Annotated in this window: 23 protein-coding genes; 8 read left to right on the top strand and 15 right to left on the bottom strand. The window is 67.4% G+C overall.

The annotated features are described in order from the left end of the window. Nucleotides 1-7: 7 nt before the first annotated feature. The 3 genes from QUV18_RS12495 to denD are packed head-to-tail and all read left to right on the top strand — an operon-like array spanning nt 8 to nt 2723. The gene (locus QUV18_RS12495; protein ID WP_366914650.1) at nt 8-844 is read left to right on the top strand and encodes an SMP-30/gluconolactonase/LRE family protein; all 837 of its coding nucleotides are present in this window, start codon (nt 8-10) and stop codon (nt 842-844) included. A gap of 29 nt (nt 845-873) precedes the next feature. Then, complete coding sequence (locus tag QUV18_RS12490) at nt 874-1758, top strand: sugar kinase (RefSeq protein ID WP_300894436.1); 885 nt, start codon at nt 874-876, stop codon at nt 1756-1758. After that, nucleotides 1755-2723: a D-erythronate dehydrogenase gene (gene denD / locus QUV18_RS12485; RefSeq protein ID WP_300894265.1), complete on the top strand. Its 969-nt coding sequence runs from the start codon at nt 1755-1757 to the stop codon at nt 2721-2723. The genes QUV18_RS12490 and denD overlap by 4 nt, the downstream gene beginning before the upstream one ends. An 82-nt stretch (nt 2724-2805) precedes the next feature. On the opposite strand, the gene QUV18_RS12480 is transcribed toward denD, so the two are convergent. From QUV18_RS12480 to tkt, 9 genes are all read right to left on the bottom strand, one after another. Continuing rightward, the gene (locus QUV18_RS12480; RefSeq protein WP_300894264.1) at nt 2806-3573 is read right to left on the bottom strand and encodes an HpcH/HpaI aldolase/citrate lyase family protein; all 768 of its coding nucleotides are present in this window, start codon (nt 3571-3573) and stop codon (nt 2806-2808) included. Nucleotides 3574-3585: 12 nt separating this feature from the next. Then, nucleotides 3586-4524 carry a 2-hydroxyacid dehydrogenase gene (locus QUV18_RS12475; RefSeq protein ID WP_300894263.1) on the bottom strand — a complete coding sequence of 313 codons (939 nt, stop codon included), beginning with the start codon at nt 4522-4524 and terminating at the stop codon, nt 3586-3588. Nucleotides 4525-4560: 36 nt separating this feature from the next. Continuing rightward, complete coding sequence (locus tag QUV18_RS12470) at nt 4561-5400, bottom strand: phosphogluconate dehydrogenase C-terminal domain-containing protein (RefSeq protein ID WP_300894262.1); 840 nt, start codon at nt 5398-5400, stop codon at nt 4561-4563. After that, the gene (locus QUV18_RS12465; RefSeq protein WP_300894261.1) at nt 5397-6779 is read right to left on the bottom strand and encodes a four-carbon acid sugar kinase family protein; all 1383 of its coding nucleotides are present in this window, start codon (nt 6777-6779) and stop codon (nt 5397-5399) included. The genes QUV18_RS12470 and QUV18_RS12465 overlap by 4 nt, the downstream gene beginning before the upstream one ends. Then, nucleotides 6776-8023, bottom strand: coding sequence for a ribulose-bisphosphate carboxylase large subunit family protein (locus QUV18_RS12460; RefSeq protein WP_300894260.1), 1248 nt, complete (start codon nt 8021-8023; stop codon nt 6776-6778). Before QUV18_RS12460 ends, QUV18_RS12465 begins: the two co-directional genes overlap by 4 nt. Continuing rightward, the gene (locus QUV18_RS12455) at nt 8020-8787 is read right to left on the bottom strand and encodes a TIM barrel protein (protein ID WP_300894259.1); all 768 of its coding nucleotides are present in this window, start codon (nt 8785-8787) and stop codon (nt 8020-8022) included. The genes QUV18_RS12460 and QUV18_RS12455 overlap by 4 nt, the downstream gene beginning before the upstream one ends. Beyond that, nucleotides 8784-9434: an aldolase gene (locus tag QUV18_RS12450; protein ID WP_300894258.1), complete on the bottom strand. Its 651-nt coding sequence runs from the start codon at nt 9432-9434 to the stop codon at nt 8784-8786. Before QUV18_RS12450 ends, QUV18_RS12455 begins: the two co-directional genes overlap by 4 nt. Further along, the gene (otnK, locus tag QUV18_RS12445) at nt 9431-10693 is read right to left on the bottom strand and encodes a 3-oxo-tetronate kinase (protein WP_300894257.1); all 1263 of its coding nucleotides are present in this window, start codon (nt 10691-10693) and stop codon (nt 9431-9433) included. The genes QUV18_RS12450 and otnK overlap by 4 nt, the downstream gene beginning before the upstream one ends. A 108-nt stretch (nt 10694-10801) precedes the next feature. Next, nucleotides 10802-12766, bottom strand: coding sequence for a transketolase (tkt, locus tag QUV18_RS12440; protein WP_300894256.1), 1965 nt, complete (start codon nt 12764-12766; stop codon nt 10802-10804). A 438-nt stretch (nt 12767-13204) separates the two neighbouring features. Between tkt and eda the strand changes: the two genes are divergently transcribed. Then, the gene (gene eda / locus QUV18_RS12435) at nt 13205-13846 is read left to right on the top strand and encodes a bifunctional 4-hydroxy-2-oxoglutarate aldolase/2-dehydro-3-deoxy-phosphogluconate aldolase (RefSeq protein ID WP_300894255.1); all 642 of its coding nucleotides are present in this window, start codon (nt 13205-13207) and stop codon (nt 13844-13846) included. Between the two features lie 16 nt (nt 13847-13862). Here the strand turns inward: eda and QUV18_RS12430 are convergent, their stop codons facing one another. The 3 genes from QUV18_RS12430 to QUV18_RS12420 form a co-directional block, all read right to left on the bottom strand. Further along, nucleotides 13863-16202, bottom strand: coding sequence for a mechanosensitive ion channel domain-containing protein (locus QUV18_RS12430; RefSeq protein WP_300894254.1), 2340 nt, complete (start codon nt 16200-16202; stop codon nt 13863-13865). Nucleotides 16203-16378: 176 nt separating this feature from the next. After that, complete coding sequence (gene ribB / locus QUV18_RS12425) at nt 16379-17515, bottom strand: 3,4-dihydroxy-2-butanone-4-phosphate synthase (RefSeq protein ID WP_300894253.1); 1137 nt, start codon at nt 17513-17515, stop codon at nt 16379-16381. 100 nt (nt 17516-17615) lie between these two features. Beyond that, nucleotides 17616-18875 carry an MFS transporter gene (locus QUV18_RS12420; protein ID WP_300894252.1) on the bottom strand — a complete coding sequence of 420 codons (1260 nt, stop codon included), beginning with the start codon at nt 18873-18875 and terminating at the stop codon, nt 17616-17618. Between the two features lie 446 nt (nt 18876-19321). Here QUV18_RS12420 and fabG point away from each other — a divergent pair, with 446 nt between their 5' ends. The 4 genes from fabG to QUV18_RS12400 all read left to right on the top strand — a co-directional run bounded on the left by fabG (nt 19322) and on the right by QUV18_RS12400 (nt 23178). Beyond that, the gene (fabG, locus tag QUV18_RS12415) at nt 19322-20092 is read left to right on the top strand and encodes an SDR family NAD(P)-dependent oxidoreductase (protein ID WP_300894251.1); all 771 of its coding nucleotides are present in this window, start codon (nt 19322-19324) and stop codon (nt 20090-20092) included. A gap of 4 nt (nt 20093-20096) precedes the next feature. After that, nucleotides 20097-21299 carry an acyl-CoA dehydrogenase family protein gene (locus QUV18_RS12410; RefSeq protein ID WP_300894250.1) on the top strand — a complete coding sequence of 401 codons (1203 nt, stop codon included), beginning with the start codon at nt 20097-20099 and terminating at the stop codon, nt 21297-21299. A gap of 10 nt (nt 21300-21309) precedes the next feature. Continuing rightward, nucleotides 21310-21714 carry a MaoC/PaaZ C-terminal domain-containing protein gene (locus tag QUV18_RS12405; RefSeq protein ID WP_300894249.1) on the top strand — a complete coding sequence of 135 codons (405 nt, stop codon included), beginning with the start codon at nt 21310-21312 and terminating at the stop codon, nt 21712-21714. Nucleotides 21715-21798: 84 nt separating this feature from the next. Further along, complete coding sequence (locus QUV18_RS12400) at nt 21799-23178, top strand: biotin carboxylase N-terminal domain-containing protein (protein WP_300894248.1); 1380 nt, start codon at nt 21799-21801, stop codon at nt 23176-23178. A gap of 91 nt (nt 23179-23269) precedes the next feature. Here the strand turns inward: QUV18_RS12400 and QUV18_RS12395 are convergent, their stop codons facing one another. From QUV18_RS12395 to QUV18_RS12385, 3 genes are all read right to left on the bottom strand, one after another. Next, entirely contained in the window at nt 23270-24385 is a 1116-nt protein-coding gene (locus tag QUV18_RS12395; protein ID WP_300894247.1) for a C4-dicarboxylate TRAP transporter substrate-binding protein, read from the bottom strand. A gap of 74 nt (nt 24386-24459) precedes the next feature. After that, on the bottom strand, nt 24460-25767 hold the full coding sequence (locus QUV18_RS12390; RefSeq protein ID WP_300894246.1) for a TRAP transporter large permease: 1308 nt from the start codon (nt 25765-25767) through the stop codon (nt 24460-24462). Next, complete coding sequence (locus QUV18_RS12385; RefSeq protein ID WP_300894245.1) at nt 25767-26303, bottom strand: TRAP transporter small permease; 537 nt, start codon at nt 26301-26303, stop codon at nt 25767-25769. The genes QUV18_RS12390 and QUV18_RS12385 overlap by 1 nt, the downstream gene beginning before the upstream one ends. Between the last annotated feature and the right edge of the window lie 119 nt (nt 26304-26422).

The raw sequence follows: 26422 nt of genomic DNA, 5'->3' as shown, positions 1-26422 counted from the left end.
GGTGGAGGTGTTTGACGACACGAATTGCCTGTTGGGGGAGGGGCCGCTCTGGCACCCTTTGCGGGGGCAGTTCTTCTGGTTCGATATCGACGCGCACCGGCTTTACACGCGCACGGACGAGGGCCGGCAGATGTGGCAGTTCGACGAGCATGTCTCGGCCGCCGGATGGGTGGACGAGGCGCGGCTGCTGGTGGCGTCGGAGAGTGCGCTGATCGATTTCAACGTGGAGACGGGGGTGAGCCGCAAGGTTTGTGGCCTCGAGGCGGACAATCCGGCGACACGGTCGAACGATGGCCGGGCGGACCCCTATGGCGGGTTCTGGATCGGGACGATGGGCAAGTTGAAGGAGCCCGGTGTGGGGGCGGTTTATCGGTATTACCGGGGTGAGCTGCGGCGGCTTTATGCGCCGTGGTCGATCCCGAATGCCATGTGTTTCACGCCGGACGGGCGGTTTGCCTACCTTGCCGATACGCCGACTGGCAAGGTCTGGCGGCAGGCTCTGGATGCCGAGGGCTGGCCGGAGGGGGAGCCGGAGGTGTTCCTCGACCTGCCCGGGGATCGCTATCGGCCGGACGGGGCGGTGGTTGATATGGAGGGCAACATCTGGTGCGCGCAGTTCCGGCATGGGAAGGTGTCGGTGTTCGACCCTGAAGGCCGGGAGGTGCGGAGCATCGCCTTTCCCGCCAGGCGGACGACATGCCCGGCCTTCGGCCGGGAGGATTTGCTGATCCTGTACGTGACCAGTGCCAGCCAGGAACCGGAGGTCACGACCGAGCATGACGGGCGGACATATGCGCTTCGTGTCGATGTGGCGGGGCAGCTAGAGCACCGGGTGATCCTGTGAGCCGGTCGTTCCTTGCCATCGGGGAATGCATGGTCGAGATGGCCGATGCCGGCGGCGGGTTGTACCGGCGCGGCTTTGCGGGGGACACGTTCAACACGGCGTGGTATGCGCGGCGGCTGCTGCCGGCGGATTGGACGGTGGGCTATGGCAGTTGTATCGGCACCGACGCGGTTTCGGCCGAGATGTGCGCCTTCATGGAGGGGGAGGGGATCGACACCTCGTCCCTGCGGCGGTTGGAGGATCGCACGGTCGGCCTCTACATGATCAGCCTCGAGCAGGGGGAGCGCAGCTTTTCCTATTGGCGCAGCCAGTCGGCGGCGCGGGCGCTGGCGGATGATCCGGGCTGGCTGGCGGAGGTGCTGGCGGGGCGGGATATGATTTATTTCTCGGGGATTACGCTGGCGATCCTGTCGGCTGATGCGCGCCGGGTTCTGTGCGACGCGCTGGCGCGTGCGCGGGGTGAGGGGGCGCTGGTGGCGTTCGATACCAACCTGCGCGAGCGGTTGTGGGAGACGCCGGAGGCGATGCGCGAGGGGCTGACCATGGGGGCCTCGGTGGCCGACGTGGTGCTGCCCTCCTTCGACGAGGAGCAGCGCGCGTTCGGGGATAGCGCGCCGGAGGAGACCATCGCCCGCTATCGTGAGTGCCGGGCGAGCATCGTGGCGGTGAAGAATGGCGGCGGCGACCTGACGCTTTGGGATGAGAAGGGCGCCAGAACGCTGCCGGCTGTGCGCTTTGAGAGCGTGGTCGACACGACCGCCGCTGGCGACAGTTTCGGGGCGGCGTTCCTTGCTGGCATGGCCGCCGGGGAATCAGTGGATGACGCGGCGCGGGGGGCGATGGAGCTTGCTGCGCGGGTCATCCAGTACCGCGGTGCGCTGGTGCCGCAGATATTCGAAGGAGGAGAGACATGAACATCCTGATCATCGGGGGCGGCGGGGTCGTCGGGCAGAAGCTGGGCCGGGCGCTGGCCGCGAAGGGAGCGCTGCGCGGTAAGGCGATCGAGAAAATCACGCTGGCGGATATCAACGACCCGGCGCCGATCGATGGTGGTGCGGTCCCGGTCGAGACGGTGACCTGCAACATCGCCGACCCGGCCTCGGTCGCGGAGTGCGTCACGGCGGATACGGACGTGATCTACCTGCTGGCCGCCATCGTCTCGGCCCACGCGGAGGAGGATTTCGACGCGGGGCTTTCGATCAACCTGATGGGCACGCTCAACGTGCTGCAGCGGGCGCGGGAGCTGGGAACGAAACCGGTCGTGGTCTTCACCTCCTCGATTGCCGTCTATGGCGGCGAGGTGCCGGACCCGATCACCGATCATACCTTCCTCAATCCGCAGACCTCTTATGGGGCGCAGAAGGCGATGGGCGAGCTGTTGCTGAATGACTTCTCGCGAAAGGGGTATGTCGATGGGCGGGGGTTCCGGCTGCCGACGATCTCGGTGCGGCCGGGTAAGCCGAACCGGGCGGCGTCGAGCTTCATGTCGTCGATCCTGCGCGAGCCGCTGAACGGGCAGGAGGCGGTTTGCCCGGTGGAGGAGGATTTCGCGCATTACTACCTGAGCCCGCGGAAATGCGTGGAGAACCTGATCAAGGGGGCGGAGCTGGATGAGGGTGAGCTTGGGCAGAACCGCTGCATGATGATGCCGGGGCGGACGTGGACGATCGGGCAGATGATCGACGCGATGACGGCGGTGGCGGGGCCGGAACCGGCAAAGCTGATCAAGTGGGAGGCACAGCCGGATATCCAGGCGATCGTGAGCGGCTGGCGCTTCGATTTGCGGCCCGAGAAGGCGGTGAAACTGGGGCTGTCGGCGGACGAGAGTTTCGAGGACAACGTGCGGTATTACCTCGAGGACGACAAGCCGGCGGGTTGAGGGCAGTGCCCGTTTTCTTCGAAGAAAACGGGTAAGAAAATGGGATTTTCTTGCCCGGAATTCTTGAAAATTCCGGGTCGCCCTAACCCTTGAAGTGCTTGCAGGCCTCGAGCCGGGCCAATGCGCCGCGGCGCAGGAGCGGCAGGTCGATATCGACCGCGGTGAAGGTGCAGCCGGCCTTCACCACGTCTTCCAGCAGCGCCTGGTCGGGCGACAGGAAGCCCGCCGGTTTCCCGGCGGCGCGGATGCGGGCGATGCCGTCGGTGATGGCGGCGTGGACCTCGGGGTGCTTGGGGTTGCCCGGGTGGCCGAGGCTGGCGGCGAGGTCGGCGGGGCCGATGAACAGCCCGTCGATGCCCGGCACGGCGGCGATCTCCTCCAGCCGGTCGAGCGCCTCGCGGGTTTCGATCTGGACGATCAGGCAAATCTCCTCGCGCGCCTTGGTGAAATACTCGGGTTCCGCGCCGAAACCGGTGGCGCGGGAGACGCTGCTGACTCCGCGGATGCCCTCGGGTGGGTAGGCGACGGCGGCGGCGGCGAGTTCGGCCTCTTCGACGGTCTGCACGTAGGGCACGAGGATGTTGCGGGCGCCCACGTCGAGCAGGCGCTTGATCTCGGCCACGTTGAGGCAGCTTGGCCGGACCATCGGTTCGGTCTCGCAGGCCGAGAGGGCCTGCAGCATGGCCATGACGCCGGGCTCGTCATTGGGGGTGTGTTCGCAGTCGAGCAGGATCCAGTCGAAGCCCAGCTGGCCCAGCATCTCGGTGACCATCGGCTCGCGCATCATGCTCCAGATGCCGATCTGGGGGCGGCCTTGGGCGATGGCGCGTTTGAAGCAGTTTTCCTTCATGGCCCGGACCCCTCAGTTGACGGCGGTCAGCAGGGGCTGACCGGCGTGGAATGCGGCGATGTTGTCACGCTGGAGCTGGCCCATGGCGGCGCGGGTTTCGACCGTGCCGGAGCCTTGGTGCGGCTGGATCACCACGTTGTCGAGCGCGTAGAAGCGCTTGTCGATATCCGGCTCGCCGAGGAACACGTCAAGCCCGGCGCCGGCGATGCGGCCCTGTTCGAGCGCGTCGAGGAGCGCGGCCTCGTCCACCGTGGTGCCGCGGGAGATGTTGACCACCACGCCGCGGGGGCCGAGCGCGTCGATCACCTCTTTCGAGACGAACTTCTCGGTATCGGGCCCGCCGACGATGGCGATCACGAGGTAGTCGACCGCCTCGGCCAGCGACACGGGGTCGGCGTGGTAGGTCCAGCCGGGCGTCTCCTTCTCGGAGCGGGCGTAGTAGTGGAGGTCCATCTTGAAGGCGGCCAGCCGGTCGGCAATCTCGCGCCCGATCCGGCCGAGGCCGACGATCCCCGCGCGGCCGCCGGAGAGCTTGCGGTTGAGCCGGTATTCGCCCTTGGTCTTCCAGTTGCCGGAGCGGGCCCAGTTGCTGGCCTGCTCCATCTCGCGGACCTGCATCAGCAGCATGGCGACGGCGAGGTCGGCCACGTCGTCGTTCAGCACGTCGGGCGTGTTGGTGACCTTGATGCCGCGGGCATCGGCGGCGGAGACATCGATGGCGTCGTAGCCCACGCCGTAATTGGCAATGAGTTCGAGGTTGGGCAGTTGGTCCATCTCGGCCGCGCCGAAGGCGTGGTGGCCCTTGTAGGCAAGAGCGGTGAAGGCGTTGCGCGTGGCGTCGTCGAGTGATGGCAACTCGGCGGCGCTGGCGAGGGTGACGGGGGTGAAGGCCGCGTCGAGCGCGGTGGAGTCGGTGTCGCTGTAGGGGCCGATGACGAGCGTGGCGGTCATGATTTCTCCTTTTGACTTGGCAGCGGGGCGCGGCGGTTACCCGGCGCAGATCTCCTCGACGGATTTCTTCACGGCGTCGAGGCTGAACACCTCGTCGAGCCAGTTTTCCCTGAAGATGACGGTCTTGGCCTTGTCGATGGCCATGAGCGCCCCGTCGGAGAACTTGCCTTCCGGGAAGATGCCGAAGGCGATGGCCAGCTCGATCTTGAGGTGGCCCAGCACGAAATCATGCGCCGCGGCCTCTGGCACGCCCATGGCGACGGCGCGGTCGGTCGCGTCGCGCAGGGCCAGGGAAAGGGTTGCGGCCACGGTTTCGGAAAGCGCGGGCTCGAGCACGGCGATGTTTTCCAACGTGCAGCGGTGCGAGCGGGCGACGGGGGCGTAGATCACCTTGGCGATCTCCTCGCAGAGCGCGTAATGCTCTTCGGGGCCTTGTATCAAGGCGCAGACGATGCCCTGGGGGGCGGCGATGCCGCCGAAATAGTCCCTTTGCGCCTCGGCACTGTCCTGTACTTCGAGGATGTGCGGGTGGCAGGGATGGGTGCAGAAATAGGTGACGTCGTCGCGTTTCGGCATTTCGCCGGCGTAGGGTGCGGCGGCGTCGAGGACGATGATGGCGGTGCCGGGGCGGACCTTGTCGATGAAGCCATGGGCGATCTTGCCGATCAGCCGGTCGGGGACGGCCATCAGGACCACGTCGGCATTGGCGAGGGCGGTGTCCTGATCCACCGCGTCGAGCCCGGTTTCGGATTTGAGGCGGGCGCGGCCGTCTTCGGAGATCTCGACGGGGTCGATCTCGAAGCGGGAGTTGCGGAGGTTCGTGGCGAGCCTGACGCCCATTTTTCCGCCTGCGCCGAGCAGGGCTACCTTGGTCATGTGTGTGTCCTTTCCAGTGTTTGCGGGGCGGTGCCGCCGCCGCGTTTGATCCAGCCGAAATAGTCGGGGCTGCCCATCTGCCCGCCCTTGAGCGCCAGTTGCAGGCCGGCGAGGGCGGGGTCGTGGGAATGGGCTTGGAGGAGGGCCGCGCCGGGGATGGTGGGGGCGAGCGCGGTGAAGGCGAAGAGGCCGAGCTGGCGGGCGGCGTGGCCGGAGGTGTCGCCGCCGGAGATGACGGCGCGGCGCAGGCCGGTTTCCTTGAGGAGCCGGGCGAGGAGGCGGCCGAGGGCCGCGCCGAGGCGGGCGTTGGCCTCGTCCATGGCGAGGCCGGTTTCGGTCACGGCCTGGCGCATGGCGGCGACGGCGGGGTCGTCGGGGCCGCGGGCGGTGTGAATGATCGGGTCACGGTTCCGGCGCAGGGCGTCGAGGGCGGCGGAGAAGGTGCGGTCTTCGGCGGAGGGGTCGTTGCGGATGATGGCCGCGGCATCGAGGGGGATGGGGGCGAAGCCGTTCTGTTCGGCCCAGTCGATCTGGGCGGCGGTCACGGGGGAGACGGAGCCGGAGACGGCGAGCATTTGCTCGATCGGGCCGGCGGTGTCGTTGGTCTCCTGCCGTGGCAGGGCGCCGGTTTCGCGCCAGTGGGCGACGAGCGCGTATTCCACGCCCTGGGAGCCCACGGCGAAGCGGGGGCCGTCGCGGTTCTCCCAGATCAAGGCGCCGCAGCGGGCCATGTCGTCGTCTCGCATGGCGTCGAGGCAGATGACTTGCGCCTCCCGGGCGCGTTCGCGGGTGAGGGCGGCGTGCGGGTCGCGGGCGAGGTCTTCGAGGTCGACCAGACCGAAGCGGCGGTCGGTCTGGCGGGAGAGGTGGCGGGCGACGTCGGATTCGTCCATCGGCGTGACCGGGTGGCGGGACATGACCGGGTGGCGGTCGAGGCGGAAGACGCCATCGGGCACTCCGGCGAAGAGGTGGCCGAACGCCTGGTAGCGGCGCAGGGCCGGGGCGGCGAGCAGGCAGGGCGCCCAGCCGCCGAAAAGGGGCAGGCCGAGGTCGATGGCCTTGCCGATGGAGCCCACGTGGGGGGCGCTGTCGAGGGTGGAGCAGGTCTTGTAATGGACGACCGCCGCGCCGGTTTCGCGCAGGAAGTCGAAGGCTTGCGGCAGGTGGCGTTCCATCCAGTCGGGCCCGTGGCTGCGGGCGGTGGAGGCGATGCCGATGGCGCGTGTGCCGGGGAAGGCGGCCAATTGCTCGGGGGTGGGGATGTCGAAGAAGAGGACGGCGGGGATGCCGGAGAAGGCCAGCACCTCCATCGTGGCGGCGGAGCCGGTGAAGTCGTCGCCGTACCAGCCGACGAGGGGGGGTTGGGGCTGCTCGGTCATCCGCCGTAGGCCTTCAGCGCGCGGGCGAGGGCGGGGTGGGTGCGGGCGTGCTCGCGGGCCGGGATGCCGGCCATCGCGGCCTCCCAAGCCTCGCGCAGGGAGGTGACGCCGGCGGCGGGCCCGTCGGGGTGTGCCATGATCCCGCCGCCGGCGGCATAGATGCAGTCGGCGCTGCCGAGGCGGCGGTAGGTTTCCTCGGGCTGCACCGCCGACTGGCCGGAGGAGAAGACCGGCATGGGGATGCAGGGTTTGTCGGCGAACATCGGGGTGAGCAGGGATCTGGCGGAGGCGATGACGCTGTCGTCTGGCTCGCTGAACTTGTTCTTCAGGCCGTTGACATGCATGTGGTCGGCCCCCGCGAGGCGCCAGAGTTTTGACCATGCGGGATAGTCCCAGCCCAGCATCGGCGCGCGGCTGAGATAGCCCCAGCCGTTGCGGTGGGCGTGGATGGGAAGCTCGGTATGGCGGGCGAGGGCCAGCAGGCCGGCGAGGCCGACCGAGTTGAGGCTGGCCATCACGCAGGTGCCGCCGAGGTCGCGGACGAGGTCGTGGCGGCGGCGCATGTCGTCGACCTCTCCGGTGAGGTTGAAGGCGTACATCACCTTCTTGCCGGTGCGCTGGGCGTGGTCGTCGAGGACGCGCATGACGGCGCGGGCGCGGTCTTCGAAGGGGCAGGCGGGGCCGTTGGCCTGAAGCTCGTCATCCTTGATGAAGTCGATGCCGGCGCGGGCGAGGGTGCCGGTGAGGGTGGCGGTGTCTTCGGGGGTCAGGCCGACGGAGGGTTTGACGATGGTGCCGATGAGGGGGCCGGTGCCGACCCCGGCCAGCTTGCGGGTGCCGGGGATGCCGAATTGCGGGCCGGGGCAGGCGGCGGCGAAGCTGTCGGGCAGGCGCAGGTCGAGGAGGCGCAGGCCGGAAAACTGTCGCAGTTCGAAGAGGTTGCCGGCGACGGTCGCCATGAGTGTCAGGAGGTCGGGGCCGATTGTCTCGACCGGCCAGGAGAGGGTGACGCGGGCGCGGTGGTAGGTATCGCCGGCGAGGCCGCCGGGGAGGGAGGGGGTGGGGACGTCTTCGATCACCTCGAGCGCTTCCACGCGGGCGGCGGCGCGGTCGTGGAGGTCGGGGGTTTCGCCGGGAACCTTGACGAAGGTGCCGGAGCTTTGCTCGCCCGCCATGGCCTCGGCCGCAGCGTTCGGGGCGACGGGGGTTTCGATCAGGTAGTCGGCTTCGATCCGGTCGGTCATGCGCGGCCTCCACGGTGGGTTTCAAGCCAGTGGAGGGAGGCCTCGGTGGGGCCTTGCGGCTTGTACTCGGCGCCCAGCGGGGCCTGCCAGCCGAGCCGGGAAATGGTTTCGAAAAGGTAAACGAAGTTCTGTTCTCCGCTGCCCGGCGGGCCGCGGTCGGGGGCGGAGGCGAACTGGATATGGCCGATATGGGGCAGAAGGGTCTGGAGGCGGTGGGTCAGGTCGCCTTCCATGAGTTGCACGTGGTATAAATCGAACATCAGCTTGAGGTTAACGGCGCGGACGGTGTCGATGATTTGGGCGGCTTGTGCCGTGGTCGTCAGGAAATAGCCGGGTGCGTCGTAATGGTTGAGCGGCTCGATCAGGATGGTGATCCCGTGCGCGGCGGCGGCGGTGCAGGCGTAGTGCAGGTTGTCGAGGAAGGTGGCTCGGGCGGCGTCGCCGGAGGCAAAGCCGGCCATGACATGCACGTTGCGGGTGCCCGTGGCGGCGGCGTAGGCGATGGCCTCGTCGATGGCGGCGCGGGCGTCCGGTTCGCGGCCGGGGAGGGCGGCGAGGCCGTTCTCGCCCACGTTGCCGCGGCGGGTGTTGAGGCCGAGCATGGGCAGGCCGGTTTCGGTGAGGGCGGCGGTGACCCCGGCGGCGGGGGTGTCGTAGGGCCAGTGGCATTCGACCGCGTCGAACCCGGCGGCGGCCGCCGCGTGAATGGCGTCGGGCAAGGGCCTGTCATTCCAGAGGAAACCGAGGTTGGCGGAGAATTTCAATCGTCCCACTCCACGTCGAATTTCGTGACGACCGTGCGCACCTGCTCGGGGGTGAGCATTTGTGCCTTCGTGCCGCGGAGGAGAAGGGCGAGTTTGGCGGTTTCCTCCAACTCCTCGATGGCGTTGCAGGCGGCTTCGACGTCCTTGGCCGCGACCACGGGGCCGTGATTGGCGAGCATCACCGCCGAGCGCTTGCCGGCGAGCCCCCGCACCGCCTCGCCCATGGCCGGATCGCCCGGCAGGAAGAAGGGCAGGAGGCGGACCTTGCCGAGCTTCATGATCGCGTAGGGGGTCATGGGGGGCAGGAAATCGTCGGGGTCGGCGTCGGGCAGCATCGAGAGGGCGACGGAATGGGTTGAATGCAGGTGGACGACGGCGCCGGCGGTGGCGCGGGTGTCGTAGAAGGCGGTGTGGAGGGGCATTTCCTTGGTGGGTGTGTCGCCGTCGATCTGGGTGCATTGGGCGTCGAAGCGGGAGAGGCTGCCGGGGTCAAGCCTTCCGAAGGAGGTGCCGGTGGGCGAAACGAGCAGGCCGCCATCGGGGGTGCGGGCGGAGATGTTGCCGGTGGAGCCGTGGGTGAGGCCGCGGTCGAAGAGGGATTTGGCGAGCAGGCAGATCTGTTCGCGAAGGCGGGTTTCCTCGGTCATGGTTTCTCCAGCGCGGTGAGGGCGTCGGTGAAGAAGGTTTCCGCGCCGAAATTGCCGGATTTGAGGGCGAGGGCAACGGGGTGGCCGCCGGTTTGGGCGAAGCACCACGGGACGCCGGGGGCGATTTCACGGCCGACATCGAGGCGGGTGATGCCGAGGGCCTGGGTGACCGCGCCGGAGGTTTCGCCACCGGCGATGACGAAGCGGCGGGCGCCGTGGTCGCGGGCGGTGGTGGCGCAGGTGGCGAGGGTGTCTTCGACGATCTCTCCCGCGCGGGTTTGACCGAGTTGGGCTTGGGCGGCCTCGACGGATTGCGGGTCGGCGGTGGCGTAGAGGAGGGGGGCCTGGCGGAGGTCTTGTTGGGCAAGCCAGTCGAGGGCGGGCCGGGGCCCGTGTTCGGCGAGGGAGAGCGGGTCGAGCTGGAAGCAGGGCGCGCCGGTGGCACTGTAGGCGGCAACCTGGCGGTTGGTCATGGCGGAGCAACTGCCGGAGAGGATTACGGTTTCGGGGGCGGTGGCGGGCGGGGTGAAGGTCTCGGCCCGTTCGTGGTCCTGTGCCAGCAGGCCGGGCAGGGGCTGGGCCAGGGCGGAGCCGCCGGTGAGGAGGGGCAGGTGGTGCGTGGCGGCGGCGATGGTGGCGAGGTCGTCATCCGCCACGGCGTCGATGATGACGTGGGCGATGCCGTCTTTGGCCAGTTGGGCGAGGGCGTCGCGGATAGCGTCGGGCCCGCGGGCGACGGTGAGGCGGTCGATGAGGCCGACCTTTCCCTTCACCTGGGGTTGGAGGAGGCGGAGGAGGCTGGAGTCGCGCATGGGCGTCAGCGGGTGGTCCTTCATCGGGCTTTCCGACAGGGGATCGCGGCCGACGAAGAGGTGGCCCATGAAGATCGCGCGGCCGTTTTCGGGGAAGGCGGGGCAGTAGATGGTCTGGGGGGTGTCGAGTTCGGCCATCAGCGCCTCGGCGACGGGGCCGATATTGCCCTTGGCGGTGGAGTCGAAGGTGGAGCAGTATTTCCAGTAGAAGCGTTGGGCGCCGGCCGAGCGGAGCCATGCAAGGGCTTGTTCTGAAAGGGTTAACGCTTCGCTAACGGGGGTGGTTCTTATCTTGAGGGCGATGACCTCGAACGGGGCGGTGTTCTCGGGCGGGGATTGGGGCACGCCCATGCGGAGCGAGACCCGCGCGCCGCTGCGGGCCAGGAGGCCGGCGAGGTCGGTCGCGCCGGTGAAATCGTCGGCGATGGCGCCGAGGAGGGTGGTCATCGGGGCGCCCGGGGCGGATTTGATGACGGTTGCGGCGGCATCTGTTCAGGTTCGTCCCCTGCTTACGGTGATTTGGTATACCAAATATCTGTCAAAGCGCGCGGAGGGTCAATGGCTGAGCAACTCTTTCGCGGTGGAGACCACGCGGGCGGGGGTGATGCCGAAATGGTCATAGAGAACAGGGGCCTGCGCCGAGGCGCCGAAGCCTTCCATGCCGATGAAGCGATCGGTGGGGCGGAGCCACTGGTGCCAGCCGAAGGGGGAGGCGGCCTCGATGGCGATGCGGGGGGCGGTGCCGAGGGTGGTGGATTGGTAGGCTGTGTCCTGTTGCGCGAAGAGTTCCCAGCAGGGCATGGAGACGATGGCGGCGGCGATGCCGGATTGGTGCAGTTGGGCCTGTGCCTGAAGGGCGAGGCCGACTTCCGTGCCGGTGGCGATGAGGGTGATGTCGCGGGGGCCGTCCGTGTCGCGGAGGATGTAGGCGCCGCGGCGGGTGAGGTTCTCGGAGCGGTCGGTGCGGACCTGGGTGGCGTCCTGCCGGGAGAGGGCCAGCATGGAGGGGCCGTCGCGGCGTTCGAGGGCGAGTTTCCAGGCCTCTGCGGTCTCGATGGCGTCGGCGGGGCGGAAGACGTGCATGTTGGGCATGGCGCGGAAGCTGGCGAGGGTTTCGACCGGTTGGTGGGTCGGGCCGTTGGAGCCTACGCCGATGGAATCGTGGGAGAAAACGAAGATGCCGGGCAGGCCCATGAGGGCGGCCATGCGCATGGCGGGGCGTTCGTAATCGGCGAAGGCGAGGTAGGTGACGTTGACGGGGCGGAGGCCGCCATGGGCGGCAATGCCGCAGGTCATGGCGCCCATCAGGTGTTCGCGCACGCCGCAATGGACGTAAGTGCCGGCGCGATGATCGGCGGTGAAGGCTTGGCGGCTGCGCTTGTGGTTGGTTGGGGCTTCGAGATCGGCGCAGAGCACGAGGGTGTCGGGGAGGATCTCGGTGAGGGCGTCGCAGATGTCGCCGGAGGAGAGGATGGTGGGGCGGGGGGTGTCGGTTGGCAGGGCGTTGGGGCCGAGATTGTGCCAGAACGCCTCCCATTCATTGGGCAGGGTGGCGGTGTGCCAGCGGTCGAATTCGGTGGGATTTTCAACGTCGGTATAACGTCGGTATTTTGTCGGTATTGCGTCGGTGCGGCTGGCGATGGATGCGGCCCAGTCGGCGCGGATCTCGGCCGGGATGTCGAAGGGCGGGTGGGGCCAGTTGCGGGCCTTTCGGGCGGCGGCGGCGTCCTCGGGCGTGAGCGGGGCGGAGTGGCCGCCGCGCTGCCCTTCGAGCCGTGGGATGCCGAGGGCGATGGTGGTGCGGCAGGCCAGCAGCGAGGGGCGCGGGTCGGATTTGGCGGCGTCGAGGGCGGCGTCGATGGCCGCGATATCGTGGCCGTCGAGTTCCTGAACGTGCCAGTGGGCGGCGCGGAAGCGGGCGGGGATGTCTTCGCTGATGGAGAGGGCCGTGGCGCCGTCATCGGTGATCTGGTTGTCGTCCCACAGGAAGGTGAGCTTGCCCAGGCGGAGGTGGCCGGCGAGCGATATGGCCTCCTGCCCGATGCCCTCCTGCAGGCAGCCGTCGCCGACGAAGGCCCAGGTGCGGTGGTCGACGTGATCGGGGCCGAACCGGTCGGCGAGGCGGGCCTCGGCCACGGCCATGCCGACGGCGCAGGCGATGCCCTGGCCCAGCAGGCCGGTGGTGATCTCGATCCCGGCATCCTGTTCGATTTCGGGGTGGCCGGCGCAGACGTTGTGCAGCTTGCGGAAGGATTTGAGGGCGTCGGTGGTGAGTTTCTCGTAACCGGCGAGGTGGAGCAGCGCGTAGAGCAGCATCGACCCGTGGCCATTCGAGAGGACGACGCGGTCGCGGTTTGGCCAGAGGGGGTTTTTCGGGTCGATCCTGACGTGGCGGGCGTAGAGCGTGGCGGCAATCTCGGCCATGCCGAGGGGGACGCCCTGGTGGCCTTCGCCGGCGTTGAGGATGGCGTCTATGGCGAGGAAGCGGATCGCGTCGGCCATTTTCTGGATGTCGGTCATGGTGCCCTCCCCCGGGTTTGTTGGGAGGAGTAGCGGGTTTCGGGGTGGGGGAGGGTTAAGTTTTGCTAATGGTGGATTTGATTTTGGTTAAAGGTTTGGTGGCAGGTGGGGCCACTGGCGCGATTGGAAAAGGTGTGCCTCCAATGCGGACCTGTCTGTGACGTGCTTGCGCGGAATCGAGGGCGAAGCCCGCCGCGCATCGACGGGCCGTCCCGACGGCACGGCGATTTGGCAATTGGAGTGGCACGCTCGTGGGTTGGAGGTGCTTGGCTGGCATTAAGTGGCCATCATTTGCGTTGGTTCGCCGCGCCACGGCCCGTCGATGCGCGGCTTCTCGGCGTCGGGATAAATGACAACGGGGGCAGGAGGATGGTTGTCGGGTTCGCGGTGGCTGGCTTAGGGTCGATCACAAGGTAAGAGCAGGGAGAAGGACGGGCGATGACACCGCAGGAGGCAAGCCGCAGGACAAGGGAATTGTGCGGGCTGGCGCCGGTCATTCCGGTGCTGGTGATCGAAGAGGCGGGCAAGGCCAGGCCATTGGCGGAGGCGTTGGTGGCCGGGGGCCTGCCGGTGCTGGAGGTGACGTTGCGGACGCCGGCGGCGCTGGAGGCGATCCGGGCGATGGCGGAGGTGCCGGGCGGGCATGTGGGGGCCGGGACTTTGATTTCTGGTGACGATGTGCGGGCGGCGAAGGCGGCGGGGGCCACGTTCGGGGTTTCGCCGGGGGCGACGGATGCGCTGCTGGAGGCTTGCGAGGAGGAGGGCTTGCCGCTGTTGGCCGGCGCCGCGACGGCGAGCGAGGCGATGCGGTTGTTGGCACGGGGCTATGACATGCTGAAGTTCTTCCCGGCCGAGGCGTCGGGCGGGGCGGCGGCGCTGAAGGCGCTGGGCGGGCCGTTGCCGCAGGTATCGTTTTGCCCCACGGGGGGCGTGAGCCCGGGGAATGCGGGCGATTACCTGAAGCTTTCGACGGTGCCCTGTGTCGGAGGGAGCTGGATTGCGCCCGCCGACCTGGTGGCGGCGGGCGACTGGAGTGCGATCGAGGTCAAGGCGCGGGAGGCCGCCGGCCTGTCGGGGTGACGGCCGGCGGCGGGGGTCAGGCGGGCTTGGTGTCGGCCTCGACCGTGATGGGCTGGGTCTTGCCGTCTTTCGACTCGCCGAAGAAGATCGTCTGGTGGGGGAACGGGATCTCGATATTGCGGTCGTCGAAGACCCGCTTGAGCACGCCGTTATAGGCCCGCCCGATGCCCCATTGCCGCCCCGGCACGCACTTGATGCGGGCGCGGAGCATGACGGCGCTGTCGCCGAAGCTGTTGAGGCCGAACCATTCCAGCTCGTCCAGGATGCCGTCGGCCTGGTCGGGGTCGCCCTTGAGTTCGGCGAAGGCGTCCATCATGGCCTGTTTCACCTCGTCCACGTTCTCGCGGTAGGCGACGCCCATGTCGCAGACGAAATAGCCGTAATCCTTGACGTAGTTCGACACCATGTCGACCGAGGAGAAGGGGATGATGTGGTAGACGCCGTGCAGGTCGCGCAGGCTGACCGAGCGGATGGTGAGGCGTTCGACGACGCCGGTGGTGCCGCCCACGGTGACCACGTCGCCCACGTTCATCGCGTTCTCGAACTGGATGAAGATGCCGGTGATGATGTCCTGCACCATCTTCTGGGCGCCGAAACCGATGGCGAGGCCGAGTACCCCGGCGGAGGCGAGAAGCGGCGCGATGTCGAGGCCGATCTCGGCCAGCACGAACATCAGCGTGATGATGATGAGCGCGATGGTGGCGGCGTTCCGGAGCAGGGTCAGGAGGGTCTGTTCGCGGGCGGTGGCGACCGAGCCGAATTGCGGGTTGAGGCGATAATCGACCCAGGAGGTGAGTGCGAGCCAGAGGCCGAAGGCCACCAGCAGTACTGCCGAGACCGAGAGGATCGTGCCGGTCAGGCGCAGGCCGAACTGGCTGACCATCCAGGCGCGGAGGTCGATGAGGCCGATGGCGTTGAAGGCCAGCAGCACGACGGCCACGAAGATCAGCCCGCGCAGGACGAAGAGGATCTTCGGCACGAAGGCGTTGAGGCGCCCCTGCAGGAGCGGCACGCGGTCGGAGACGTTGGCCGGCAGGCTGACACCGCGGGCGATTGAGCGGCTGAGGAAGCCGGCGATGGCAAAGCCGAGGAGGCCCACCACGAGGACCTGGCCGGAGGCGATGAAGGTCTGGAAGACCGCGTTGCCGGGGCGCAGCAGGACGATGACGAACATCGCCAGAAGGTAGGCCAGCGCCGGCCAGTGCCAGTGCCGCGCGAGGTAGTGCAGCGCGCCGCGGCGGCGGCTGCGGCGTGGCTGCGGCGTGGCGGCAGGGTCCATGACCGGGGCGGTATCGGCCGTGGCGGTGACCATCGGCGCGCCGATCTCGTCGAGCGCTTCCTCCTGCGGGGGCTCGGGGTCGTGATGGTGGGGGGCCGGGTGGGGCTCGTCGGCGCCCAGCATCCAGTCGGTCACGGGCTTGCGGTTGCGCAGCACGAGCCAGATGGCGAAGGCCAGCACCGCGAAGGCGATGAGCGCCGAGACGGCGCGGCCCGCCGCGAAGGAGACGTTGCCGTTGATCAGCGGCACGACGAGAAGCTGGCCGTAGCCCACGATGCCGACGATCAGGTTGATCCGGGTCGAGAGGTAGGAGGCCGCCCGGTCGCTGATGGGCAGCGGCCGGAGCGAGGTGGCGGAGGGCGAGAGCACGAGGCGCACCGCCACCTTGGCCATCTCGACCAGCAGGAAGGCGTTGAGGTAAAGGGTCTGGCGGATGCCGATCTGGCCGAACTCGCCGAGGGCGAGAATGGCGAGTGCATAGCCTGCGGCCCATGCCAGGATGACGATCAGCGCGTCGATGACCGCGGACATGATGAAAAGCACGACGGTGCGGGCGATGCCGCCGTCGCGGGCCGAGGCGCTCATGCGGGCATAGGCGGACTTGCCGAACCAGCGCAGGAGAATGAACGACAGGACGGTGCCGGCGATGACGAGGGCGAGATCGGCGAGCGCGTCGAGCAGGACGCCGGCCTCGCCGCCGCTGAGACCGTCGAAGACGGCCGGGGCGCGGGTGAGCTGGCGCCAGAAGGTGGTGGCGAAGCTGGCGATGTCTTCGGCCGCCTCCTGCGTGATCAGCGCGACGCGGCGTCCGAAGGAGAGGTCTTCGGGCGGGGGAGTGCCGTCGGCGAGGGTGTCGACGATCTCGTCGGGGGTGGCTTCCTCTTCCGGAAGGCCCGCGGCCCTGAGCCGGTCGATCAGCTCGGCGCGGGTGGCGTCATTCTCGATCACGTCGATGAGGAGATCGACGCTGGAGGGGGTGTCTTCGGGGGTGGTGGCCTCGGGCGTGGCCTCCTGCGCCGTGACCGGCGCGAGTGTCAGGAAAACAAGAACGAGGAAACTCGCAACCAGTCGCAGCATACTTCACCGTCTCCGCTCAATCCGAATCTTTTTGCGGGCAAGACCACGCCCGGAGGCGCCTCCCGGCCCGAAAAGATGACCGAAAGACCCCTCATTTCCCTCTTACCTATCGGGAAGAGAGGTGAGGTCAAGCAAGCGGCGGGGGCAAACCGGCGGGTGGCAGGCTGCTGCCGCGTTCAGGCGGTGTGTCCGGGGGCGCCTTCCGGCATGGGCTGGCTTTCGACCACCTCGAGCCCGTAGCCGCGGAGCGCCACGAGCGGGTGGACGGAGTTGTTGAGCAGGATCATCTCGCGGATGCCGAGGGCGCGGAGGATCTGGGCGCCGGTGCCGTAGTCGCGGATCGTGCTGCCCGAGGGCTGGGGGCTGGCCTTGCGCGAGAGGAGCATTTCGGAGGGGCTGCTGCGGTGGGTTTCGCGCATTAGCACGACGACGCCGCGCCCCGCCTTGCCGATCTCCTCCATCGCGCCGAAGACGGCCGAGCCGTGGGAGTAGAAGCGGTCGCCGACGATGTCGTCGAAGAGGTTGACGGCATGGACGCGGACGAGGGCGGGTTTGCCGTCGGCCACGTCGCCCTTGACCAGCGCCACGTGTTCCACGCCGTCGATCAGGTTGCGGAAGACGATGGCGGTGAAGGTGCCGCCGTGGCGGCTTTCGATGGTTTCCTCGCAGACCTTCTCGACCAGTTGCTCGCGGTTGCGGCGGTAGGTGATGAGGTCGGCGATGGTGGCGACCTTGAGGTTTTCGCGGGCGGCGAATTCGAGGAGTTGGGGCAGGCGGGCCATGGTGCCGTCGGGGTTCATGATCTCGCAGATGACGCCGGCGTCGCCGGCGCCGGCGAGGCGGCTGATGTCGACCGCGGCCTCGGTATGGCCGGAGCGGACCAGAACGCCGCCGTCGCGGGCGACGAGCGGGAAGACATGGCCGGGCGAGACGATGTCGGCGGGCCGGGCGCCGTCGGCCACCGCGGCGGCGATGGTGCGGGCGCGGTCGGCGGCGGAGATGCCGGTGGTGACGCCCTCGCGGGCCTCGATCGAGACGGTGAAGGCGGTGCCCATGCGGCTTTCGTTGCCGCGGGCCATCAGGGGCAGGGCAAGCTGTTCGGTCTTTTCGCGCGAGAGGGCGAGGCAGATCAGGCCGCGGCCATGCAGGGCCATGTAGTTGACCGCCGCCGCGTCGGCATGGCGGGCGGGGATGAAGAGATCGCCCTCGTTCTCGCGGTCCTCGTCGTCGACGAGGATGGACATGCGGCCCGCCTTCGCATCGGCGATGATGTCCTCGATCGGGCTGAGGCCGGGGATGGTGGTGTCGGGCATGTCACGGGCTCCCTTGGGCGAAGTCGCGGGTTGGACCCCTATATTGTGTCATATTGTTTCGAAACAAAACCGGAAAATTGTAGCGGTGCCAATTTCGGGGTCAGTCGGCCCGGGGGATGCGGCGGCAGATCAGGCTGACGCCGAGGCCGATGACGCCGACGGAGGCGAAGAGGACGCTGTAGCCCAGAGAGGATGCCGTGGCGCCCGGTTCGGGAAACAGGCCGAGAAGGACGGCCGAGGCGGACTGGGTGAGGAAGACGCCGCCGAGGGAGAGGACGCCGATGGTCGAGATCACCCGGCCGGAATAGCTGGAGGGGAAGAGGCTTTGGGCGTGGGCCATGATCAGCATGAAGAAGGTCGAGAGCCCGCAGGCGAAGGCGCAGAGCGCGGTGGCGAGCATCCAGTGGATGTGGCCGAAGAGGGCGAGCAGCAGGAAGTCGAGCCCCATGAGCGTGGCGCCGATCACGATGAGGGTGCGGCGCGAGCGCAGGCGGCGATCGAGCGTGCCGTAGATCAGCGGCCCGAGGCTGAGGAAGATTATGAGGACGACGAGACAGTAACTGCGTTCGAGCGGGTTCAGCCCGTGCACGTCGGCGAGGTAGGGCAGGGCCCAGAGGCCGGCAAGGATTTGCACCGGTGTATAGAGCATCGGGGCGGCGAGCAGCAGCGGCCAGACCTTGCGGGTGGCGAAGACCGAGGCGACGCCGCGGAGGCTGTCTTTCAGGCTTTCGGGCTTGCGCAGCGGCAGGATCTGGGTGCCCGGGGGCGCGTCGCGCACGACGAGGTAGAAGAGCAGGGCGACGGTGGCGGTGCCGGCGGCGAAGAAGACGAAGACCATGCGCCAGCCGTACTCTTCCAGCATGAGGGTGAGCGGGGTGGTGGCGAGCAGGCCGCCCAGCATGCCGAAGAACAGGTAGCGCCCGGTGATGGCTGTGGTGGCGTCTTCGGACACCCAGGCGGCGAAGAGCTTGAAGCCGCCCATCACGGCGGCCGAGAAGCCGAGGCCGATCAGCGCGCGGCCGAGCATCAGCACGCCCCAGTTGCCGGCGGCGGCGACGATGGCGCAGCCGGCGGCCGCGACCACGCCCATGGCGGTGAGCGCGCGGCGGGCGCCGTAGCGGTCGAGCAGGATACCGGAGGGGATCTGGCCGAGGCCCTGGGCTAGGAACATGATGCCGATGACCACGCCGATCTGGTGCGAGCGCAGGGCGAAATCGGCGGCGAAGACCGAGGAGAGCACGCTGCCCGAGGTGCGGTGGAACTGGCCGAGGGCGAAGAGCATCGAGGCGAGGATGAAGGCGGCGAAGAACCGCGCCGACCGGGAGGGGATCTTGGTGGTCGGGGAGGGGTTGCACGCCATCGGGGCTCACTTCCGTGGGCAGGGCTGCCACTATGGGTGAGAGCCGTGCCAAATTGTACGGGTTCAATTTACGGTAGTGTTCCGCATTGAGCCGGAAAGCGCAAGGGCATAAGCGGGCAATTTCCCGAAAAGCGATACAAGACGCAGGTTGTCTGCCTGCGAACGAGGCGGCAAGAACCGGGCAATGGGCGCCGCAAGCTGGCTGGGCGCGGTCTTTTGGGGTGGTTTAATGTCAGAAATTCACATGATTATCAGTGTTTTGATGGCGGACCTGCCTTGCGCGGGAGGGGGCGCCAAAGGGTCGGGGTGTGCCGCTGGCCCGTGCGCATCATCCTGCGAGTTGCGTTGAATTAGGGGTACAAAGTATCGCAAAGAGGGGTTGCAATGTGATCAGATTAAAATCATTATGACAGGTACAAGAGATTGCGACGGCATGGGAGGACATGGTGGCCGAGGCAAGAACGGGGAGAACCGCCGTGGTGACCGGAGGCGGGCGCGGAATCGGCCTGGCGATCGGCCGGCGGTTCGCGCAGAACGGTGACAGCGTGGTCCTGATCGACCTGGATCCGGGGGTGGCGGAGGCCGGCAAGGCGCTGGCGGACGAGACCGGCGCCGCGGTGAAGGGCATCAAGTGCGACGTGACCGACGGCGCCGCGGTAAAGGACAGCTTCGCGGCGGTTGCCGAGGAGTTCGGCTCGGTCGACGTGCTGATCAACAATGCCGGCGTGCTGCGCGACAACCTGATCCACAAGATGTCGGAGGATGACTGGGACACGGTCATGGGGGTGCACCTGAAGGGCGCTTACCTGTGTGCGAAGGCGGCGCAGACCTACATGGTGCCGAAGCGCTACGGTAAGATCGTGAACCTGTCCTCGACCTCGTCGCTGGGGAACCGGGGGCAGCTGAATTACTCGACCGCCAAGGCGGGGCTGCAGGGGTTCACGCGGACGCTGGCGCTGGATCTCGGCAAGTTCAGCATCAACGTGAACTGCATCGCGCCGGGGTTCATCGATACCGAGATGACGCGGTCGACGGCGGAGCGTCAGGGGATCGACCCCGAGGATTACAAGAAGATGAAGGCCGAGAAGATCGCCATCGGCCGCGTGGGCGTGCCGGAGGACGTGGCCAACGTGGCAAATTTCCTGGCGAGCGACGAGGCGTCGTTCGTCAACGGACAGATCATTTATGTGAGCGGAGGGCCGGAAACCCGGCGGTGAGATCATGAATACATTCAGCCCCGTGAAGGGAGAGACCAAGATGCTGGACCCGGTGGAGGCCCTGGAGACCGACAAGATGCGCGAGCTGGAGCGCATGGCGATCGAGAATTTCCGCCCGAGGGGGCGGGAGTACGATGCGCAGAGCGTGATGCCGATGGAGAATATCCGCGAGCTGCACGAGGCCGGGTGGCTTCGGGCGACGCTGCCGCATGAATGGAACGGCATGAATAGCAACGTCGACAGCGACGAGGACCCGGCGACCTTCCTGCAGGGTCTGCGGATGATCGCGCGGGGCTGTCCGGGGACGGCGCATTGCTACCAGGTGACGAACCATTGCGGCTGGGCGGTGCATGACCTGGGCACGGAGGAGCAGCACGAGCTGTTCCTGAAGCCGATGCTGAGCGAGCCGTATCTCGGCACGTTCGTGGGCTCGGAAGCCAAGCGCAAGCACATGTACATGATGAACACCTCGGCCAAGAAGGTCGATGGCGGGTACATCCTGCGGGGCGAGAAGAACTATGCCACGAATGGCAGCGCGCTGGGCTTTGCCATCATCTTCGCGGCGATCGAGGGGGTGGAGAACTTCCTTGACAACCACCAGATGCTGATCGTGACGCCGGACATGGAGGGGGTGTCGATCGACACGAGCTGGTACCGGCCGAACGGGATGCGCTGTGCCGACAGCCCGGTGATCACGCTGAACGACGTGTTCGTGCCGGACAGCCACGTGCTGGGCGCGCCGGGGGATTACCCGCGCAAGCGCTGGCAGGGCAAGTTCCACCTTGGTTTCACCGCCAACTATCTTGGCGCGACCGAGGGGATGTATGGCTGGTACCTCGATTATATCGTCAACAAGGGCAAGGGCGAGGCCGAGCTGATCCAGATGCGGACCGGCGAGATGAAGATCAAGCTGGATGCCGCGGTGTCGATCTTTCACGACGCGATCCGGGCGTACCGGACGAAGCCGATCGTCGAGGCGGAATTGCTGGCGATGGCGGCGAAGTCGATCGCCGCGGACGTGGCGTTCGAACTGTCGCACAAGATCATCCACGCGGCCGGGTCGACGGCGCTGTTCGACGAGTTCCCGCTGAGCCGGTACCTGCGCGATCTCGAGACCCACGTGCTGCACGCGGGCCACGACAAGACGGCGCAGATCATCGGGCAGTCGGAGTTGAAGCAGACGTTCGACTCGACCCTGCAGCGCTGAGGGCGGGGCCGTGAACCAGGAGTTCGCACCGGAGATCGGAGAGCGCTCGAGTTACACGACCGAGCCGGTCACCACGAAGCAGATCGTGATGTATGCCGGCGCCTCGGGCGACTTCAACCAGATCCACTATGACCAGTCCTACGCGGAATCCGCGGGGCTGGGCGGAGTGATCGCGCATGGCATGCTGACCATGGGCATGGCCGGGCGGTGCGTGACCGACTGGGCCGGCCCCGGTCGGTTTGTCGAGGATGTGCGGGGCCGGTTCCTGCATCCGGTGAAGCCGGGCGACCGGGTGACCTTCGCGCTGGAGGTGACCGGCGTCGGCGAGGCCGTGGAGATGGACCTGACCGGCCATGTCGGCGAGACGCAGGTGTTCAAGGGCACGGCGCGTGTCGCAGGCGGGAACAAGGCCTGATTTGTGAGTGCCGGTCCTGACCGGCGGCGCGCGGTTCGGTGACGGGCCGCGCGATTTCTTGATCGAGAGGAAAGGCGGAGCGGCATGAAGAAGGTATTGATCGCCAACCGGGGAGAAATTGCCTGTCGGGTCATCGAGGCCTGCCGGGCCCAGGGGTTGAGCTCGGTGGCGGTGTATTCCGAAGCGGATGCCGGGGCGCTGCACGTGGAATTGGCCGATGAAGCGGTGTCAGTGGGCCCGGCGCCGGCGCGGAAGAGTTACCTCGACCGTGTGGCAGTGCTGGAGGCCGCGCGGCGGACCGGGGCGGATGCGGTGCATCCGGGCTACGGGTTCCTGTCGGAGAGCGCCGGGTTCGCGCGGATGGTGGAGGAGGCGGGGCTGATCTGGCTGGGGCCGGATGCCGAGACGATTGCCATCATGGGCGACAAGGGAGCGGCAAGGCAGGCGGCGATCGAGGCCGGGGTGCCGGTGCTGCCCGGCACCGCGCCGTTCGGGCCAGCGGAGGAGGCGGATATCGATGCGCTGGGCGCCGAGATCGGGTTTCCGCTGCTGGTGAAGGCCACGGCCGGGGGCGGCGGGATCGGGATGCGCCGGGTGGAGACGCCCGAGGCGCTGGCCGATGCGGTGGCCACGGTGCAGGCCCATGCCGAGCGGACCTTCGGGGACGGGACGGTCTACCTGGAGCGATTCATCCGGCGGGCGCGGCATATCGAGATACAGATTTTCGGAGATGGCGCGGGCCATGTGGCCGTCTTCCCCGAGCGGGACTGCACGTTGCAGCGGCGGTACCAAAAGATACTGGAAGAATCGCCCGCGCCGGACCTGTCCGAGGACGTGCGGGCGGCGATGAAGGCGGCGGCGCGGCGGCTGGCGCAGGCGCGGCGGTATCGCAGTGCCGGGACGGTGGAGTTCGTCTACGATGCCGAGAAGGGCGACTGGTTCTTCCTGGAGATGAACACGCGCATACAGGTCGAGCACCGGGTGACCGAGATGGTCACCGGGACCGACCTTGTGGGAATGCAGTTGCGGCTGGCGCTGGGGGGGCTGGACGACCTGGCGGAGGAATACGGCGTGCTTGGCGGGCGCTGGGCGATAGAGGCGCGGCTTTGTGCCGAGGACCCGGAGAAGAATTTCCTGCCCCGGCCGGGGAAGCTGGAGCGGCTGGACCTGCCGCAGGCGGACGAGACGCTGGTGGTGGATTGCGGGCTGCGGGCGGGCGACGCGGTGTCGCCGCATTACGATTCGATGATCGGCAAGCTGGTCGCCTGTGGCCCGAGCCGGGAGGCGGCGATGCGGCGGCTGGACAAGGCGCTGGCGGCGGTCAGGGTCGAGGGGGTGGTGACCAATGCAGGCTTCGTGCGCCGGCTTCTGGCGCTGCCGGATTTCGCCGCGGCGGAAGTGCATACCCAGTATGTCGATGTGAAGCTGGCGGAGTTGCTGACGGGGGAGACGGCGCCGGCCTGAGCGGCAGCGCTTTTCCTGCTCCGAAACCAAAAAAGAGCCGGCATTGCGCCGGCTCTTTCAGTTTATGCGGTCGGGAGAAGATTGACCGCAATCAGTATTCGGCGTCGGTCTCGATCTTCGAGAAGATCTCTTCCTCGAGCAGGCGCTGGTAGGTCTCGCGGTCGGTGCCGTTCTCTTCCAGCAGCTTGGTCCACTTCTCGCGCAGGCGGCTGATCTCGTCGGCGATCTCCTGCGGGTGGGCGATGCCCTTTTCCTCGCCCTTGGCGACGGCCTGGCTTTGGTATTCCTCGGCGAAGTTGGCGACGAATTCGGCGAACTCCGGCTCGGCGTGGTAGAACTTGGTGCCGGAGGCGGTGTATTCGTCGATCACGTCTTCGTCTTCCTTGAGGTAGTTGAAGATCGCCCCGGTCACCAGTTCGGCGAGGTTGCCGGTGATGGCCTTGCGCTGATCGGGGGTGAGGGAGTTCCATTTCTCGATGCGCATGTTCATGGTCGAGGCGCCGAAGAAGCCGCCGAGCGGATCGAGGATCACGTACTTGGCGGCCTCGCCGTAGGAGCGGGCCTTTTGCGCGGCGACCGAGTGCAGGGCGCAGTCGAGGATGCCGCGGTCGAGCGCCTCGTAGGCTTCATCCGGGCTGACATTGACCGGGGTGGCGCCGAGGGCGGTGGCAAGCTCAGCATAGGCCGCGATGCCGCGGACGCGCTTGCCCTTGAAGTCTTCGAGCGTCTTCAGCTCTTCCCGGCAGTGGTAGACGTAGGGCGTAAGTGCGTAGGTCGCGAGCGGGCGGGTGTTGAAGTCGCGGTATTCCTGCTCGCAGTCGGGGCAGTTGAAGAGCACCAGCTCGTTCAGGACGCCGGTCATGACGAGCGGCTTGTCGTTGAGCAGGCTGAATTCGCCGAGATAGGTGTCGACCGGCATTTCGGAGGGCACGTAGGCGCCCACGAAATAGCCCGCGTCGGCCAGGCCATCGCGCACCCCGCCGGGGATGTCGCGGCCCGAAAGCAGCGAGCCGCCGACGTGCATCTCGTATTCGATGGTGCCGTTGGAATCCTCCTTCACGTTCTCGGCGAACTCGTTCAGCACCGGGTTGGTGATGTGCAGGGGGTTGAGATAGCTGGCGTAGACGATCTTGGTTGTCTCCTGGGCCATGGCCGCCGTGGCGGTCAGGGCCGCGGTGGCGGCAATCGCTAGTGTTCCAAGTTTCATTTGTGGTCCTCCTCTGTTTTTCGTCGGTGGGCGGCTCCTCTGCCGCCGCTGGGTAATGCCGGTGGCCGGGCGGCTCATCGCATGAGGCCCGGGATGAAGAGCGATATCTGCGGGAACAGGATCAGCAGGGCGAGCGTGACAAGGTCGGCCAGCAGGAACCACAAAACCCCGCGGAAGATGGTGGTGAGCGAGATGGCGTTGCCCACCACCCCCTTGATGATGAAACAGTTCAGCCCGACGGGCGGGGTGATCAGCCCGATCTCGAGATACTTGATCATGATGACGCCGAACCAGATCAGGTCCATGTCGAGGGCGTGCAGGATCGGCACCATGATCGGGATTGTGAGCAGCATGATGCCCATCGAATCGAGGAACATGCCGAGCAGGATGTAGATCAGCGAGATGCCCAGCATGAAGAGCAGCGGATCGACCGCCATCTGCTCGACCACGTCGGACAGGAAGGTCGGCAGGCCGCTGAAGGCCATGAAGCGGGCCAGAAGGAAGCCGCCCATGGCGATGAAGAGGATGGTGGCCGTGCCCTTGAGCGCGTCGAGCAGCGAGTTGATCATGACCGTGAGCGTCAGCCGGCGCTGGGCGGCCGCGATGACGAAGGCCATGAGCGCGCCGCCGGCGGCGGATTCGGTGGCGGTGAAGACGCCGGAATACATGCCGCCGATGACCGCGAGCACCAGAAGGGGCAGGGGCCAGACCTCGAGCAGGATGGCGAAGCGGGCGCGCCATGTCACGGTTTCCTCGACCGGCGGTGCCAGCGAGGGTTTCAGGCTGCAGCGCAGGACGATGAGCGCCATGAACATGAAGGCCGACAGGATGCCCGGCAGGATGCCGGCGAGCAGGGCCTGGCCGACCGAGACCTCGGCGAAGATGGCGTAGAGCACCATCAGGATGCTGGGCGGGATGAGCGAGCCCAAGGTGCCGGCGACCGCGACCGAGCCCGAGGCGAGGCCGGGGTCGTACTTGAAGCGCATCATCTCGGGGATGGCGATGCGGCCCATGGCGGCGGCGGTGGCGACGCTGGAGCCCGAGGCCGCGGCGAAGCCCGCGCTGGCCATGGTGGAGGCCACGGCAAGGCCGCCCGGCAGGCGGCTGAGCCACAGGCGGGCGGCGGCGAAGAGGCTTTGGGTGAGGCCGCTGTTATAGGCGACGGCGCCCATCAGCAGGAACATCGGCACCGCCGAGAGCGACCAGTGCGCGATGAAGTTGTAGGGCTGTTCGGTGAGCACGGCGAAGGCCGCGCTGGGCCCGCGGATGGCGGCGACCCCGGCCACGGACACCCCCGCCAGGGCCAGCGCGATGGGCACGCGCAGGGCCAGCAGGACGAGCAGGGCGGCGAGCCCGAGGGCCCCTATGGCGATGGAAGACATCAGTGGGCCGTCCCGTGTTCTGGAGCGTCGGAGTCAGGGTCGCCGCGGCCGAAGGCCTTGGCGAATTCCTCGATCGCGGTGAAGGCGTAGACGAGGCTCATCAGCCCGGTGCCGGCGACCACGAGCCAGCGGGCGGGCCACGTGTAGACGAGGATCACACCGAGGACGAATTCGCCGAGCGTGGTCATCTTCATCGCCTTCTCGAAGGCGGCCATGGTGAAATAGCCCATGGCGAAGGCGGCGAGCGAATAGACGATGGCGTCGATCAGGGCGTTGGTGCGGTCGCTGAGGCCGCTGGTGAAGAGCTCGATGATCACGTGGCCGCGGTGCAGCTGGATATAGGCCAGCGGCAGGAACACGACCGAGACCATATAGTAGAAGGACACGATTTCGAGCGTGCCGGGCACGGACGAGTTGAACAGCGTGCGCAACGCGGCATCGGCGCAGATCTGCACCATCATCAGGATCATCGCGATACCGCCGAGGCAGATCTGTAGCCTGCACAGCAGCACGATGATGCGGCGAATGGCCGACATTTTGTCCTCCCTTACGGGCCGAGAGCGAAGATTTCGGCCTCGGCAACCGCTGTCTCAACTTAGAAAATTGATTAATATTAATGCAAGCAAATTATATGGTTTATATTGGTCCAATTGCG

Source organism: Roseovarius sp. (assembly GCF_030373445.1).
Lineage (GTDB): Bacteria > Pseudomonadota > Alphaproteobacteria > Rhodobacterales > Rhodobacteraceae > Roseovarius.
This window is presented reverse-complemented; position numbering and strand designations above follow the sequence as displayed.

Excerpts from the sequence above, each read along its gene's own strand:
- QUV18_RS12490 (WP_300894436.1), top strand. The coding sequence starts at position 874 with ATGGTCGAGATGGCCGATGCCGGCGGCGGGTTGTACCGGCGCGGCTTT.
- denD (WP_300894265.1), top strand. The coding sequence starts at position 1,755 with ATGAACATCCTGATCATCGGGGGCGGCGGGGTCGTCGGGCAGAAGCTG.
- QUV18_RS12480 (WP_300894264.1), bottom strand. The coding sequence starts at position 3,573 with ATGAAGGAAAACTGCTTCAAACGCGCCATCGCCCAAGGCCGCCCCCAG.
- QUV18_RS12475 (WP_300894263.1), bottom strand. The coding sequence starts at position 4,524 with ATGACCGCCACGCTCGTCATCGGCCCCTACAGCGACACCGACTCCACC.
- QUV18_RS12470 (WP_300894262.1), bottom strand. The coding sequence starts at position 5,400 with ATGACCAAGGTAGCCCTGCTCGGCGCAGGCGGAAAAATGGGCGTCAGG.
- QUV18_RS12465 (WP_300894261.1), bottom strand. The coding sequence starts at position 6,779 with ATGACCGAGCAGCCCCAACCCCCCCTCGTCGGCTGGTACGGCGACGAC.
- QUV18_RS12460 (WP_300894260.1), bottom strand. The coding sequence starts at position 8,023 with ATGACCGACCGGATCGAAGCCGACTACCTGATCGAAACCCCCGTCGCC.
- QUV18_RS12450 (WP_300894258.1), bottom strand. The coding sequence starts at position 9,434 with ATGACCGAGGAAACCCGCCTTCGCGAACAGATCTGCCTGCTCGCCAAA.
- otnK (WP_300894257.1), bottom strand. The coding sequence starts at position 10,693 with ATGACCACCCTCCTCGGCGCCATCGCCGACGATTTCACCGGCGCGACC.
- tkt (WP_300894256.1), bottom strand. The coding sequence starts at position 12,766 with ATGACCGACATCCAGAAAATGGCCGACGCGATCCGCTTCCTCGCCATA.
- eda (WP_300894255.1), top strand. The coding sequence starts at position 13,205 with ATGACACCGCAGGAGGCAAGCCGCAGGACAAGGGAATTGTGCGGGCTG.
- QUV18_RS12430 (WP_300894254.1), bottom strand. The coding sequence starts at position 16,202 with ATGCTGCGACTGGTTGCGAGTTTCCTCGTTCTTGTTTTCCTGACACTC.
- ribB (WP_300894253.1), bottom strand. The coding sequence starts at position 17,515 with ATGCCCGACACCACCATCCCCGGCCTCAGCCCGATCGAGGACATCATC.
- QUV18_RS12420 (WP_300894252.1), bottom strand. The coding sequence starts at position 18,875 with ATGGCGTGCAACCCCTCCCCGACCACCAAGATCCCCTCCCGGTCGGCG.
- QUV18_RS12410 (WP_300894250.1), top strand. The coding sequence starts at position 20,097 with ATGAATACATTCAGCCCCGTGAAGGGAGAGACCAAGATGCTGGACCCG.
- QUV18_RS12400 (WP_300894248.1), top strand. The coding sequence starts at position 21,799 with ATGAAGAAGGTATTGATCGCCAACCGGGGAGAAATTGCCTGTCGGGTC.
- QUV18_RS12395 (WP_300894247.1), bottom strand. The coding sequence starts at position 24,385 with ATGAAACTTGGAACACTAGCGATTGCCGCCACCGCGGCCCTGACCGCC.
- QUV18_RS12390 (WP_300894246.1), bottom strand. The coding sequence starts at position 25,767 with ATGTCTTCCATCGCCATAGGGGCCCTCGGGCTCGCCGCCCTGCTCGTC.
- QUV18_RS12385 (WP_300894245.1), bottom strand. The coding sequence starts at position 26,303 with ATGTCGGCCATTCGCCGCATCATCGTGCTGCTGTGCAGGCTACAGATC.